General features: G+C 46.3%; 6 protein-coding genes, 5 tRNA genes and 3 rRNA genes. 9 read left to right on the top strand and 5 right to left on the bottom strand.

From position 1 onward, the window contains the following. Positions 1-41: 41 nt before the first annotated feature. The 8 genes from AC6I7V_RS16225 (at position 42) to AC6I7V_RS16190 (ending at position 5,860) form a co-directional block, all read left to right on the top strand. Positions 42-1,611: ribosomal RNA gene (locus tag AC6I7V_RS16225) — 16S ribosomal RNA — on the top strand. Positions 1,612-1,734: 123 nt separating this feature from the next. Continuing rightward, a tRNA-Glu gene (locus tag AC6I7V_RS16220) sits at positions 1,735-1,810 on the top strand. A gap of 2 nt (positions 1,811-1,812) precedes the next feature. Beyond that, positions 1,813-1,888, top strand: a tRNA-Lys gene (locus AC6I7V_RS16215). A gap of 29 nt (positions 1,889-1,917) precedes the next feature. Further along, positions 1,918-1,993 (top strand) — tRNA-Ala (locus tag AC6I7V_RS16210). A 41-nt stretch (positions 1,994-2,034) separates the two neighbouring features. Beyond that, positions 2,035-2,110, top strand: a tRNA-Val gene (locus AC6I7V_RS16205). Between the two features lie 424 nt (positions 2,111-2,534). Further along, positions 2,535-5,428 (top strand): 23S ribosomal RNA (locus AC6I7V_RS16200). Positions 5,429-5,547: 119 nt separating this feature from the next. Further along, positions 5,548-5,663: ribosomal RNA gene (gene rrf, locus AC6I7V_RS16195) — 5S ribosomal RNA — on the top strand. Together the 16S, 23S and 5S rRNA genes with 5 tRNA genes alongside form the textbook arrangement of a ribosomal RNA operon. Positions 5,664-5,769: 106 nt before the next feature. Continuing rightward, positions 5,770-5,860 (top strand) — tRNA-Ser (locus AC6I7V_RS16190). 551 nt (positions 5,861-6,411) lie between these two features. Here AC6I7V_RS16190 and AC6I7V_RS16185 read toward each other — a convergent pair. The 3 genes from AC6I7V_RS16185 to ppsA form a co-directional block, all read right to left on the bottom strand. Next, positions 6,412-8,457 (bottom strand): hybrid sensor histidine kinase/response regulator, encoded by a 2,046-nt coding sequence (locus AC6I7V_RS16185; protein WP_498012262.1) that lies wholly within the window; start codon positions 8,455-8,457, stop codon positions 6,412-6,414. A gap of 225 nt (positions 8,458-8,682) precedes the next feature. Beyond that, positions 8,683-10,017 (bottom strand): MATE family efflux transporter, encoded by a 1,335-nt coding sequence (locus tag AC6I7V_RS16180; RefSeq protein WP_498012261.1) that lies wholly within the window; start codon positions 10,015-10,017, stop codon positions 8,683-8,685. Positions 10,018-10,255: 238 nt separating this feature from the next. After that, on the bottom strand, positions 10,256-12,628 hold the full coding sequence (ppsA, locus tag AC6I7V_RS16175) for a phosphoenolpyruvate synthase (protein ID WP_032550171.1): 2,373 nt from the start codon (positions 12,626-12,628) through the stop codon (positions 10,256-10,258). A 178-nt stretch (positions 12,629-12,806) separates the two neighbouring features. On the opposite strand from ppsA, the gene ppsR reads away from it, so the two are divergent. After that, on the top strand, positions 12,807-13,640 hold the full coding sequence (gene ppsR, locus AC6I7V_RS16170) for a posphoenolpyruvate synthetase regulatory kinase/phosphorylase PpsR (RefSeq protein ID WP_255232443.1): 834 nt from the start codon (positions 12,807-12,809) through the stop codon (positions 13,638-13,640). A gap of 131 nt (positions 13,641-13,771) precedes the next feature. Here ppsR and grxB read toward each other — a convergent pair whose 3' ends face one another. Both grxB and AC6I7V_RS16160 read right to left on the bottom strand, forming a co-directional pair. Continuing rightward, on the bottom strand, positions 13,772-14,404 hold the full coding sequence (gene grxB, locus AC6I7V_RS16165; protein WP_498012260.1) for a glutaredoxin 2: 633 nt from the start codon (positions 14,402-14,404) through the stop codon (positions 13,772-13,774). A 260-nt stretch (positions 14,405-14,664) separates the two neighbouring features. Continuing rightward, entirely contained in the window at positions 14,665-14,823 is a 159-nt protein-coding gene (locus tag AC6I7V_RS16160; RefSeq protein WP_255232445.1) for a hypothetical protein, read from the bottom strand. Between the last annotated feature and the right edge of the window lie 28 nt (positions 14,824-14,851).

Raw genomic sequence — 14,851 nt, 5'->3', positions numbered from 1 at the left:
ATGGGGAATGTAATCAGTATTCGTTGAGTCGACAAAATCTTAAATTGAAGAGTTTGATCATGGCTCAGATTGAACGCTGGCGGCAGGCCTAACACATGCAAGTCGAGCGGAAACGAGTTATCTGAACCTTCGGGGAACGATAACGGCGTCGAGCGGCGGACGGGTGAGTAATGCCTAGGAAATTGCCTTGATGTGGGGGATAACCATTGGAAACGATGGCTAATACCGCATAATGCCTACGGGCCAAAGAGGGGGACCTTCGGGCCTCTCGCGTCAAGATATGCCTAGGTGGGATTAGCTAGTTGGTGAGGTAATGGCTCACCAAGGCGACGATCCCTAGCTGGTCTGAGAGGATGATCAGCCACACTGGAACTGAGACACGGTCCAGACTCCTACGGGAGGCAGCAGTGGGGAATATTGCACAATGGGCGCAAGCCTGATGCAGCCATGCCGCGTGTATGAAGAAGGCCTTCGGGTTGTAAAAGTACTTTCAGCAGTGAGGAAGGGGGTGTCGTTAATAGCGGCATTTCTTGACGTTAGCTGCAGAAGAAGCACCGGCTAACTCCGTGCCAGCAGCCGCGGTAATACGGAGGGTGCGAGCGTTAATCGGAATTACTGGGCGTAAAGCGCATGCAGGTGGTTTGTTAAGTCAGATGTGAAAGCCCGGGGCTCAACCTCGGAACTGCATTTGAAACTGGCAAACTAGAGTACTGTAGAGGGGGGTAGAATTTCAGGTGTAGCGGTGAAATGCGTAGAGATCTGAAGGAATACCAGTGGCGAAGGCGGCCCCCTGGACAGATACTGACACTCAGATGCGAAAGCGTGGGGAGCAAACAGGATTAGATACCCTGGTAGTCCACGCCGTAAACGATGTCTACTTGGAGGTTGTGGCCTTGAGCCGTGGCTTTCGGAGCTAACGCGTTAAGTAGACCGCCTGGGGAGTACGGTCGCAAGATTAAAACTCAAATGAATTGACGGGGGCCCGCACAAGCGGTGGAGCATGTGGTTTAATTCGATGCAACGCGAAGAACCTTACCTACTCTTGACATCCAGAGAACTTAGCAGAGATGCTTTGGTGCCTTCGGGAACTCTGAGACAGGTGCTGCATGGCTGTCGTCAGCTCGTGTTGTGAAATGTTGGGTTAAGTCCCGCAACGAGCGCAACCCTTATCCTTGTTTGCCAGCGAGTAATGTCGGGAACTCCAGGGAGACTGCCGGTGATAAACCGGAGGAAGGTGGGGACGACGTCAAGTCATCATGGCCCTTACGAGTAGGGCTACACACGTGCTACAATGGCGCATACAGAGGGCGGCCAACTCGCGAGAGTGAGCGAATCCCAAAAAGTGCGTCGTAGTCCGGATTGGAGTCTGCAACTCGACTCCATGAAGTCGGAATCGCTAGTAATCGTAGATCAGAATGCTACGGTGAATACGTTCCCGGGCCTTGTACACACCGCCCGTCACACCATGGGAGTGGGCTGCACCAGAAGTGGTTAGTTTAACCCCTTTTCTTTCGAGATTAGGGGAGGACGATCACCACGGTGTGGTTCATGACTGGGGTGAAGTCGTAACAAGGTAGCCCTAGGGGAACCTGGGGCTGGATCACCTCCTTATACGAAGATATTCACGATAAGTGTCCACACAGATTGATACGGTTTAGAAAGTAAAAGAGACGAAGATATCCCAATATCTTCAAGCAATTTGGTTCTGCTTTTTAAAGTGGAAGCAAAGTTAGTGTCCCGTTCGTCTAGAGGCCTAGGACACCGCCCTTTCACGGCGGTAACAGGGGTTCGACTCCCCTACGGGATACCATTGGGTCGTTAGCTCAGTTGGTAGAGCAGTTGACTTTTAATCAATTGGTCGCAGGTTCGAATCCTGCACGACCCACCATTTCTTCTTTTAGAAATGACTCTCAAGATGGGGCTATAGCTCAGCTGGGAGAGCGCCTGCCTTGCACGCAGGAGGTCAGCAGTTCGATCCTGCTTAGCTCCACCATTCTTGAGGAATTCTTCTCCACGAGGAATTAAAATTAATGTGGGCGATTAGCTCAGTTGGGAGAGCACCTGCCTTACAAGCAGGGGGTCACTGGTTCGAGCCCGGTATCGCCCACCATCTTTAAGCGCATTAGCGATAGTGCTTTTAAAAATGGTTTTCATTAGCTAGTCATTAGCGAAAGAAACTTGCTCTTTAACAATTTGGAAAGCTGACTGATTACTTAATTGGTTTTCACTTTAAAAAGTGAAATCAAACAGCTCAAGGCTGTGATTAAGTTAATCAAATTAAAAGTTCTCAATGTTTATCTTTCATTAGATAAACACAACACAAACACATTCAAGTGTCTTGTATTCGAATCAATGTTTACATTGATTCACCATTGAGTCCGGCAAACACGTAATAAGAACTAACCCTTCTTATTACAACCAAAAACCTTGGTTGCTAGTTCGTCTTTACTGCCATTTGTCTTCACTTTTTAAAGTGAAATCAAATAAGCAAGTGAAAGCAAACAGTCATACATTAAGACCCTTTCGGGTTGTATGGTTAAGTGACTAAGCGTACACGGTGGATGCCTTGGCAGTCAGAGGCGACGAAGGACGTATTAACTTGCGATAAGCCCAGATTAGGTAGTAAAAACCTTTTGAGTCTGGGATTTCCGAATGGGGAAACCCACTTACATAAGTAAGTATCTTGTTGTGAATACATAGCAACAAGAGGCAAACCGGGGGAACTGAAACATCTAAGTACCCCGAGGAAGAGAAATCAACCGAGATTCCGAAAGTAGCGGCGAGCGAAATTGGATTAGCCCTTAAGCTTTTAATGATGCAGGTGAAGGCTCTGGAAAGTGCCGCAATAAAGGGTGATAGCCCCGTAACCGACACATCATAATCAGTGAAAACGAGTAGGGCGGGACACGTGATATCCTGTCTGAATATGGGGGGACCATCCTCCAAGGCTAAATACTACTGACTGACCGATAGTGAACCAGTACCGTGAGGGAAAGGCGAAAAGAACCCCTGTGAGGGGAGTGAAATAGAACCTGAAACCGTGTACGTACAAGCAGTAGGAGCACCTTCGTGGTGTGACTGCGTACCTTTTGTATAATGGGTCAGCGACTTATATTCAGTGGCAAGGTTAACCGTTTAGGGGAGCCGTAGGGAAACCGAGTCTTAACTGGGCGTTCAGTCTCTGGATATAGACCCGAAACCAGGTGATCTAGCCATGGGCAGGTTGAAGGTTGAGTAACATCAACTGGAGGACCGAACCGACTAATGTTGAAAAATTAGCGGATGACTTGTGGCTAGGGGTGAAAGGCCAATCAAACCTGGAGATAGCTGGTTCTCCCCGAAAGCTATTTAGGTAGCGCCTCGGACGAATACTACTGGGGGTAGAGCACTGTTAAGGCTAGGGGGGTCATCCCGACTTACCAACCCTTTGCAAACTCCGAATACCAGTAAGTACTATCCGGGAGACACACGGCGGGTGCTAACGTCCGTCGTGGAGAGGGAAACAACCCAGACCGCCAGCTAAGGTCCCAAAGTATAGCTAAGTGGGAAACGATGTGGGAAGGCTCAGACAGCCAGGATGTTGGCTTAGAAGCAGCCATCATTTAAAGAAAGCGTAATAGCTCACTGGTCGAGTCGGCCTGCGCGGAAGATGTAACGGGGCTAAGCTATACACCGAAGCTGCGGCTGCACACTTTAGTGTGCGGGGTAGGGGAGCGTTCTGTAAGCCGTTGAAGGTGGTCTGTAAGGGCTGCTGGAGGTATCAGAAGTGCGAATGCTGACATGAGTAACGATAAAGGGAGTGAAAAACTCCCTCGCCGGAAGACCAAGGGTTCCTGTCCAACGTTAATCGGGGCAGGGTAAGTCGACCCCTAAGGCGAGGCCGAAAGGCGTAGTCGATGGGAAACGGGTTAATATTCCCGTACTTCTTACAATTGCGATGGGGGGACGGAGAAGGCTAGGTGGGCCTGGCGACGGTTGTCCAGGTTCAAGTACGTAGGCGGGAGAGTTAGGTAAATCCGGCTCTTCATTAACGCTGAGATACGATGTCGAGCCACTACGGTGGTGAAGTCATTGATGCCATGCTTCCAGGAAAAGCCTCTAAGCTTCAGATTGTAAGGAATCGTACCCCAAACCGACACAGGTGGTCGGGTAGAGAATACCAAGGCGCTTGAGAGAACTCGGGTGAAGGAACTAGGCAAAATGGTACCGTAACTTCGGGAGAAGGTACGCTCTTATCGGTGAAGTCCCTCGCGGATGGAGCTGACGAGAGTCGCAGATACCAGGTGGCTGCAACTGTTTATTAAAAACACAGCACTGTGCAAAATCGTAAGATGACGTATACGGTGTGACGCCTGCCCGGTGCCGGAAGGTTAATTGATGGGGTTAGACTTCGGTCGAAGCTCTTGATCGAAGCCCCGGTAAACGGCGGCCGTAACTATAACGGTCCTAAGGTAGCGAAATTCCTTGTCGGGTAAGTTCCGACCTGCACGAATGGCGTAATGATGGCCACGCTGTCTCCACCCGAGACTCAGTGAAATTGAAATCGCTGTGAAGATGCAGTGTACCCGCGGCTAGACGGAAAGACCCCGTGAACCTTTACTACAGCTTGGCACTGAACATTGACCCTACATGTGTAGGATAGGTGGGAGACTTTGAAACCGCGTCGCTAGATGTGGTGGAGTCGTCCTTGAAATACCACCCTTGTAGTGTTGATGTTCTAACGTTGGTCCCTGAATCGGGATTACGGACAGTGCCTGGTGGGTAGTTTGACTGGGGCGGTCTCCTCCCAAAGAGTAACGGAGGAGCACGAAGGTGGGCTAATCACGGTTGGACATCGTGAGGTTAGTGCAATGGCATAAGCCCGCTTGACTGCGAGAATGACAATTCGAGCAGGTGCGAAAGCAGGTCATAGTGATCCGGTGGTTCTGAATGGAAGGGCCATCGCTCAACGGATAAAAGGTACTCCGGGGATAACAGGCTGATACCGCCCAAGAGTTCATATCGACGGCGGTGTTTGGCACCTCGATGTCGGCTCATCACATCCTGGGGCTGAAGTCGGTCCCAAGGGGTATGGCTGTTCGCCATTTAAAGTGGTACGCGAGCTGGGTTTAGAACGTCGTGAGACAGTTCGGTCCCTATCTGCCGTGGGCGTTGGAAGATTGAAGGGGGCTGCTCCTAGTACGAGAGGACCGGAGTGGACGAACCTCTGGTGTTCGGGTTGTCATGCCAATGGCATTGCCCGGTAGCTAAGTTCGGAATCGATAACCGCTGAAAGCATCTAAGCGGGAAGCGAGCCCTGAGATGAGTCTTCCCTGGCACTTTAAGTGTCCTAAAGGGTTGTTCAAGACTAGAACGTTGATAGGCAGGGTGTGTAAGCGCTGTGAGGCGTTGAGCTAACCTGTACTAATTGCCCGTGAGGCTTAACCATACAACACCCAAGGGGTTTTGATGGACTCAAGAGATACAAACGCTTGAATGAGTTTGAAGAGAACAGAAACAGCTTTCCAGATTACTTTTCTGAAAGAAAATCAGAGAAGAAAGAATTTGCTTGGCGACCATAGCGTTGTGGATCCACCTGATTCCATGCCGAACTCAGAAGTGAAACGCAATAGCGCCGATGGTAGTGTGGGGCTTCCCCATGTGAGAGTAGGACATCGCCAGGCTTCAAATTTATTTTCACTTTTTAAAAGTGAAGACAAAAAGCTTCGTTATTTGCTATGTGCAAATAACAACTTCAACAGTGTACTAATCTGTTGATGACAATTTGTTGGAGGGATGGCTGAGTGGTCGAAAGCACCGGTCTTGAAAACCGGCAACCGTTAATAGCGGTTCTAGGGTTCAAATCCCTATCCCTCCACCACCATTGAAAAGCCCGCTGAGAAATCAGCGGGCTTTTTTCATTTCTGTTGTGTCGAAACTCTTTGTTGAAAATAATACCAATCACAGTAAATAAGTGATCAAAAATAGCGCAGGAAAAAGGCTTGAGAACAAGGCAGCTTTTCTACAACAGAGAGTTTCGATAAGTAGTTATTCTACAATCAAAAATTCTAACGCAGTTATCGAGCATTTTAACAAGCTAGGGTGAGTAATTATTTACTACGATTGGTATAACTGCCTCGCTTTCAAGCCTTCTCTTGTGCTATTTCTTGGTGTCATTCGCACTACTGTTATTGGCTTAAACTACATTATCTCTTTTTGTCGCACATAGAATTAACGGCTTTGCCATAGAAAGTCAGTCAATTAACAAGCTTAGGAGCTACTAAACGTGTTGTGCCCTCTTTTAACAAACGTATCAGCCCTTAGAGCAAGAGTTTACTCTAGCTAAAGGGGTATATAGCGGATTGGTTTTAGGTGACGTTAGAAGGTGAATGACAGATCGTTAGTCTTGCTCTGAGATCTTGTTGAAAGTCACTATATCCAATTGGCAATCTTATCGAAAAGGCGGTTTTTGTCAGCCGGTTTAACGATGAAGTCAGACATACCAGAAGCACCAATCTGTTCAAGCGTGATAGGAGAGCTATCTCCCGTATGCGCGATAATAGGGATAGAAGAGTATCTTTTGTTGGAACTTCGAATACGACGAGAAGCTTCAACACCTCCCATTACAGGCATTTCAAGATCCATTAGAATTAAGTCGATATTGTTTCTATCTAGAGCATCTATTGCTTGCTGGCCGTCTGCTTTTTCAATGACTTCAAATCCTTGCTTAGCAATCAGCATTGCAGTAAATCGTCGCAGTGATTCGTTGTCGTCAACCACCATGATTGTTCCTTTTTTAGATGTTCCAAGGGGACGCAATTTAGAAGAGTGAGCCACATTGCCGATATCGAAGAATAGGTCTTCAATAATCACTTTGGTATTAAGAAGCCAAGCCTGAGTCTCAATCCACCTGGCATTGGAAATTACCGATGGGATTTGTTTAGCTGTGGAATTCTCATATAGATACGCAATGTTCGCTTCCGTAAATGACAACAGTGACTCAATCGCTGTCAGTTTTTCTGGTCGTTCAAAAAACGCTTCTATATCTACAAAGATAGAGTTGAACTCAAATTCGTACTCTTCGCGATTGAGTGCTGTTGATATGTCAATGATCGTTAGGTCGAACCCCATAAGGCGGCTGATTTCTGTCATTTTTTTTGTGAGCACGTTTTGCTCGCAAACCATTAATACAGATTTCAGTTTGGTCAACTCACTCAGTATTTCAGTCACAGTATTTGAACTCATCAATGGGAATGATAGTGTGAACTGAGACCACTCACCCAGTTCAGATTTGCACTGAATATCCCCTCCGAAGGCGTGCATAACTTTCCGACAAAAAGGTAATCCCAACCCATAGCTACCCGATTTACCTGTGGTATAGAAATCTAGGAAGATATTACGCATGGTTTCATTTGAGATACCAGAGCCGTTATCTGTCACTGAGATACTATTATTGTTTCCTTCCTTAGACATAGTGATATGAATGTGAAAATGTTCAGTATTACGATGATGGAAAGCATTTTTAAACAAGTTATACATGACATACTTGAGTAGAGTGTCACTACCGAGAAATTCAAAATCATCTTGAATATCCAGTGAGATGGCATCCTTGTCAGTTGAACGTTTATAGCTAAAGCTATCGATAGCTTCGGTTACAACGTTTTTCGCTGAGTGTTTCTTGAATGTTGAGCGGGATATACGGTTCTCGTCAATCGAAGTTAAAAGCAGATCAATTGTCTCGTTGCCGATACGAATGATGTCCATTGCATCATCACTGACTTTTTTTAGTTGTACGGCATCATCATGAGTTAAAGTGTACTCTCCCAGAGGCGCTTTTTTGGGGTCAGGAAGTATCGATTGGATAAGATCAATCGAATAGAGCAAACCACTTAAAGGGTTACGCATTTCGTGAGCAATACCCGCACCGAATGATTTAGCGAGGGACACTCTAGCTTCATGCTCGACTTGGTTACGTATGTAGAATAGATTACCAAATAGATAGATAAACAAGAAAATTGGAACGTGTGTCCAGTCCATTGTTATATCGAGGTGAAAACCTTGAGCAACCCAAGCACATAAGCTCGCTAACCCAATCCCAGCGAAGGTTTGAGCAAACATTATTTTTGTGATGTGAACGAGCAGGATATGCAGGAATATCGCTGCCATAAAAGACATTACCCAGACATTAGACCAACTGTTCATCAGCAACATGTAAAAGAAGAAGCTTGGCAAACATAATGTTGTCACGATCTGATAGTAAGCTGGGAGGTATTTTTTCCAACGCAGTGGAAAGCGATGTCGATATATGATGCCGAAAAACAGCGTGGAACAGAACACACGCAGTGGTAGGTTTTCATAGGGTTGAGGAAACATTAAATCCCAGACAATGTAATAGACTGGGAAGCCTACAAAGCCCATCCACCCTACAAGGGTCAGGTTGGGTTCAGCGTATTGATAAACCTTGCGAATAGCATCCATATTGAATAGTTATTTACCGAGCCTAAGACGTATAAGGGTTTTGATTTTATATGTTTCTATCAATTATATATCACTTGTGGTTAGTAAGCTTTTAAAGTTCGATCAAATATCGCACTAAGTAGGATTGTGACATAACAGAACCACCCCCATTTTCTTAAGGCTATAGAACAAAAAAGCAGCCTATAAAGCTACTTTTTTGATTACGAAAATATGGTAAACCAATAGTTAGATGGCTAACTTGTGCTCGATTTGCTTCAGAGCGCGCTGAGACAGTACCCAAGCACAAGTTCCTGCAAATATATTACCTAGCATCGCTCCCCAGAACAGACCTTCGATACCCGCTACTTGAGACCCAATCCATAGACATGGCAAGAAGAAAGCAAACAAGCGCAGTGCCGAAATCGTTAGTGCGGTGTATGACTTACCCAGAGCGTTTGATACCGACACCATCAACATACAAATACCTAAAGGGCCAAGGCTGATTGGCACGATCATTAGATGATAATTTAGGATGGTGGTCACATCACTGTCGCTGGTCATCAATCCCGCCAAGCCATTTGAAAACAGCCAAGTAACGAGCGCAATCACAACTTGAAAACCGAGCACAAAGGTAGCGGCAATCTTGATTAAACTGCGAATGTCAATCAAGTTCTTTTCACCTAGCATACGACCAATCATCGGCGGCATAGACATGGTCAGAGCAAGTACTGAAACAATGGCGAAAAACTCAAAGCGAGAGCCCAATGCCCACGCTGCAACAGCCGCTGTACCGTAGCTTGCTAGTAGCTTGGTTGCCAGCATCGAAGAGACGGGTGGCAGTAATTGACTGATCATCGCAGGGCCCATAATGCGCCCAATAGAACGAACACTTTTGCTTATGTCTAGGTCTTGCCAGTCGAAAGTGAGCCAGTGTTTTTTGGTAACCTTAGGTGCCACGATCAAAATACCTATCCCAAAGGCGATGATCGTCGCAATAGCTGCACCATTGATGCCTAAGTCGAGAGTGAAAATGAAGATAGGATCGAGTGCGAGGTTAATCAAACTAGTAGCGATCATCATGGTGCCAGGAAGCATGGTATTGCCATTGGCACGACAGACGCTGTAGAAGAAATAGAGCACTGCACCTGTCCACGAGCTAACCAACCAGTAAACCCAGTAAGCATCAATGATTGGGAAGACCGATTCCGGAGCATCTAAGAGTTGTAAAATAGGGGTGCGGAGTAGGTAAATGACCATCGAGAATAGTGCGACACCTACACCTCCCATTACAACCACTAACCCCCCTAATTGTTTTGCATAGTGAGTCTTTTGGGCTCCTATCGCTCGTGCGATCACTGCCGTGGTTGCAATGCCAAGCCCAACTTGAATACCAATGATGATCATCTGTATTGGAAGTGTAAAGCCTTGAGCAGCAAGGGGTAAAACACCAAGTTGACCGATAAAAGCACTGTCGACCAGCTGAAAGCTCATCAGCGAGAGTACGCCGAACAGCATCGGCCACGTCATAGTAAAAAGTTGCTTACTTAGGGAAGGAGAGGGCGTTCCAGTTGTTGAAGTCATATTGGTCTTAGCATTATTGAGGGGACGGCGGTTAACCGTTTAATATGGATACGGCTAAAGGATAGCGTAATGTCTAGCAGATACCAATAGACGGTGTTGTCTATTCAGTGTTGCGCTAATTGCGACAATACTGTGGTGCAGTGATATTTGGAGATAAAAAGACCCCCAATAATTGGTGTCCAACTATTGGGGGTCAGTTCATAATGACTGGCTATATTCGTTTCTCGATTAGAGAAGGTTATTTGTTAGCAACATTGCCTAGCTTCAACCATGTATCGATAACCGTATCTGGGTTTAGAGATACAGAGCTGATGCCTTGCTCCATTAGCCACTCTGCTAGGTCATCGTGGTCCGATGGACCTTGACCACAGATACCTACGTACTTACCTGCTTTGGTTGCTGCATCAATTGCCATCTTCAGCATCGCTTTCACTGCTGGGTTGCGCTCGTCAAATAGATGAGCAACATCACCAGAGTCACGGTCAAGGCCAAGCGTTAGCTGAGTCATGTCGTTAGAGCCGATAGAGAAGCCATCGAAGTACTTCAAGAACTCTTCAGCCAATACTGCGTTAGATGGCAGCTCACACATCATGATCACTTTCAGACCTTGGTCGCCACGACGTAGGTTGAATTTAGCCAATAAGTCGATAACCGATGCCGCTTCGCTTGGAGTTCGCACGAAAGGAATCATGATTTCAACGTTCTTAAGGCCCATCTCGTTGCGTACGCGTTTGATCGCTTGAGTTTCTAGCTCAAAGCAATCTTCGAATACTGGAGAGATGTAACGAGAAGCACCACGGAAGCCCAGCATTGGGTTCTCTTCATGCGGTTCAAACTCTTTACCGCCCACTAGGTTGCTGTATTCGTTAGACTTAAAGTCAGACATACGTACGATCACACGCTTAGGCCAGAACGCAGAAGCGATAGTCGCGATGCCCTCTGTTAGCTTGCTTACGTAGAAATCGATAGGATCTTTGTAACCACGGATACGCTCAGTGATTTCCGCTTTAAGCTCATCGCTCTGCGCATCAAAGTTCAGTAGCGCTTTCGGGTGAATACCGATCATCTTGTTGATGATGAACTCTAGACGAGCCAGACCAACACCTTCGTTCGGGATTTGAGCGAAGTCGAATGCACGATCAGGGTTACCGACGTTCATCATCACTTTGGTTGGAAGCAGGGGTAGTTCGTCAACAGCAGAGCGCTTGATTTCGAAATCCAGCTCGCCTTGGTAAACGTAACCTGTTTCACCTTCTGCACAAGATACCGTCACTGTAGAACCATCTTCTAGGCGGCTTGTTGCGTCACCACAACCAACAATCGCTGGGATGCCAAGTTCACGAGCGATGATCGCTGCGTGACAAGTACGACCGCCACGGTTGGTGACAATCGCAGAAGCTTTTTTCATCACGGGTTCCCAGTCTGGGTCAGTCATGTCAGTGACTAGAACGTCACCTTCTTGAACCAAAGACATTTGATCCAATGAATCAACCAGACGTACAGGGCCAGAGCCGATACGTTGACCGATAGCACGGCCTTCAACCGCTACGTCTGCTTTGTTGCTGAGTTCGTAACGCTCAATGACGTTTTGCTCGCTTTGAGAACATACAGTCTCTGGACGCGCTTGAACAATATAAAGCTTACCGTCGATGCCATCTTTCGCCCACTCAATATCCATTGGACGTTGGTAGTGCTTCTCGATGATCATCGCTTGTTTTGCTAGCTCTTTGATCTCTTCATCGTTCAGTGAGAACTCGTTACGCTCTTGAGTGTCTGTGTCGATGATATCAACTTGCTTACCGATCTCTTGGTTAGTTGAGTAGATCATCTTGATCAGCTTAGAACCGAACGTTTTCTTAACGATAGGGTACTGACCCGCTTCAAGCATCGGCTTGTGAACGTAGAACTCGTCTGGGTTCACCGCACCTTGAACGACCATTTCACCAAGACCCCAAGATGAAGTGATGAATACCACTTGATCGAAGCCTGATTCTGTATCAAGGGTGAACATGACACCTGAAGAGGCTTTGTCTGAACGAACCATGCGTTGGATGCCCGCAGAAAGCGAGATACCGCGGTGGTCAAAGCCTTGGTGTACACGGTAAGAGATAGCGCGATCGTTAAACAGAGACGCGTATACGTGTTTTGTTGCTTCTAGAACAGCATCGATACCTTTTACGTTTAGGAAGGTCTCTTGTTGACCAGCAAATGAAGCATCAGGAAGGTCTTCCGCCGTTGCCGATGAACGAACCGCTACAGACAACTCATCATTGCCTTCGATTAGCTCACGGTAGTTATCGCGGATATCTTGCTCTAGGGATTCTGGGAAAGGGGCTTCAAGAACCCATTGGCGAATCGTCGCACCTGTCTTACGCAGCGCTTCAACGTCTTCGACATCAAGTTCATCAAGTAGTTGGTGAATGCGCTCATCAAGACCTTTGTAGTCTAGGAACTCGTTAAACGCATAAGAAGTGGTAGCAAAACCATTTGGTACAGAAACACCAGCATTGGATAGGTTAGAAACCATCTCGCCAAGTGAGGCGTTCTTACCGCCGACCTTGTCGACATCTTCCATGGATAGGCCATTGAACCATAGGGTATTATTTTGCATTTATTTCTCCAGAAACATAGCAAGTTTTGTAGGGATTTAAAGGCAAACGATTACGTCAGAGTTGAAAAAAATGTTAAAAATTTTTCAAACCTGTGGGGTACGTAATAGTCAGCAGGCTTTTGTTATATATATTATGGTGACCATCCTACTCAAAATAATTTTAAACATTAAATAAAAAATGCAAATTGATATTCAAAGTCGTGATGTATTCTATGTTTCTGATGGAACGGCCATAACATGTGAGACTTTAGGGCACGTTGTTCTAGGTCAATTTCCCTTCAAAGCTAACGAAAAAACCTTTCCGTTTGTGGAAAGCGAAGACAAATTGAGTGATTTGTTAAAAGAGATCGAGATTTCCTACCGAGAAACAGGCAACGAACCATTGGTGTTCTTTTCGATTGTCATTCCTGATATCAAACAGAAACTGTTAGCCGCTCCTGCACATTGTTACGACGTGTTGGAGAGTATTGTGCAGAAAGTGCAAGACGACACTCAAATGGCCCCCAAACCCAAGCTGCAGCGTTCTCGTAGCGTGAATAAGGATTCAGACAAGTACTTCGATCGTATTGCGGCGATTGAGTACACGCTAGCGCATGATGATGGGATTACATTGAGAGGATTGGAAGAGGCCGATATTATTCTACTTGGAGTATCGCGTAGCGGTAAGACCCCAACCAGCCTTTACATGGCAATGCAATTTGGATTGCGTGTGGCTAACTACCCATTCATTCACGACGACATTGCGAGGCTGAGACTGCTGCCTGAGTTTGAGATCCACCGTCATAAGCTATTTGGTTTGACGATCGATGCAGAGCGTTTAACTGAGATTCGTGAAAACCGTTTAGCGGGAAGTGAATACGCAAGTGATTCGCAGTGTGTCTACGAGTTGCAAACGGTAGAAGGACTGTTCCGACGTGAAGCGATCCCATACATCAATACCTCTTCATTGTCGGTCGAAGAGATCTCAACACGGATTCTAGAGCGCACAGGACTGAGACGCCGACTTTTGTGATCTTTTGTTGATTTAGACGATCTACCAGAGAAGCTCAAAGAGTATCGTCGGTCAATTCAAAACGAAAAGCGCCAGCTAAACTGAACCATTGGCTCCTATTTAAACCGAAGCACTAGGCTTCGGTTATCAGTCTATTCAAGGAGCCCAACACCAAGCTCTTTGCTTTTGCGTTCCATCCAACGGTCGAGTTCTGGTGGCCATTCGATACTTGGCTCTACGTAGAAACCGCGAAGCATTGAGAAATAAACCGCTTGGTCGATAAGCGGCAGAGTGGATTCGCCCTTGTCAAAGTCAAGCAATAGCTCTGCGTCTTTTAACAATGGGTTGATCAACTGTACGAATTGAGGAGTTTGCTCAATCAGTTTTTCAAAGTTGAACTCTTCTGTCTCTTTACTCTCGCGCCAAGCTACTTTGCTCTCCTCGCTACGATATTCAGGTAGGTCTAGTTTCCACCAACGTGGGCGACCAATACGCTGAGTGAGCGGGAAAGCGCGAGTTTGGAACTGAGTCACTGGATTTGCAGGCTCTCGAGGTTCATCGCTGTTCGCAATATCCATAAAATAGGCAATGATATCGAGGCTTTCCGCCATGATAGAGCCGTCATCTTTTTCAAGAACAGGCACCATTTTTTTACCAATAAGATCAACCAAGGTCTGGGCATCGTGGTAGTCCACAGAGACCAGATCCAGAGAGAGGCCTAGCGAGCGTGCAACAAAAGCGACACGAGCACAGAATGGACAGTGATCATAGATATAAAGCTTCATGGCTTCCCCTTAAATGTATAAGTTACCCAAGCATAAGATAACGCTAATGTACCAGAACTTATTTAAGACCATAAGTACTTGTATTGAAATGTAATAGAAATTTTATAACCTGCAAGGAGCAGAGTAGAGGATAAGTTGTTTTGGGGCGCAGAAAGAGATAAGGCCCTAGCAATTCACTCCAATGCAGAAGAGTGTATTGACCAAGGCCCTAATTGGGTGATGTGTTTAACTGCGTATTATCGCGAGCTAAAAACGTCGAATTATGCTTTTTTAAGATCTTGCATAGGGTATGTCAGTGTCAGACCACCCTCGGTAGTTGTAACGTGAACATAGAAACCGCCTGCGCTTAGACCAGCTACTACCATTTCACCTACTTCGACACCTTTTGTTGCGACAACACGATCTTCGATTGAAAACATCTTAAACACCTTCAATAAATTAAAATTA

The sequence above is a fragment of the Vibrio sp. KUL70 genome (assembly GCF_059725515.1).
Note: the sequence above shows the minus strand (reverse complement) of the source record. Positions and strands in the feature narration are given on the sequence as shown.

What these genes read in the sequence shown, in the direction of transcription:
- grxB (WP_498012260.1), bottom strand. Translation starts at nt 14,404, where the DNA reads ATGAAGCTTTATATCTATGATCACTGTCCATTCTGTGCTCGTGTCGCT.
- AC6I7V_RS16180 (WP_498012261.1), bottom strand. Translation starts at nt 10,017, where the DNA reads ATGACTTCAACAACTGGAACGCCCTCTCCTTCCCTAAGTAAGCAACTT.
- AC6I7V_RS16185 (WP_498012262.1), bottom strand. Translation starts at nt 8,457, where the DNA reads ATGGATGCTATTCGCAAGGTTTATCAATACGCTGAACCCAACCTGACC.
- ppsR (WP_255232443.1), top strand. Translation starts at nt 12,807, where the DNA reads ATGCAAATTGATATTCAAAGTCGTGATGTATTCTATGTTTCTGATGGA.
- AC6I7V_RS16160 (WP_255232445.1), bottom strand. Translation starts at nt 14,823, where the DNA reads ATGTTTTCAATCGAAGATCGTGTTGTCGCAACAAAAGGTGTCGAAGTA.
- ppsA (WP_032550171.1), bottom strand. Translation starts at nt 12,628, where the DNA reads ATGCAAAATAATACCCTATGGTTCAATGGCCTATCCATGGAAGATGTC.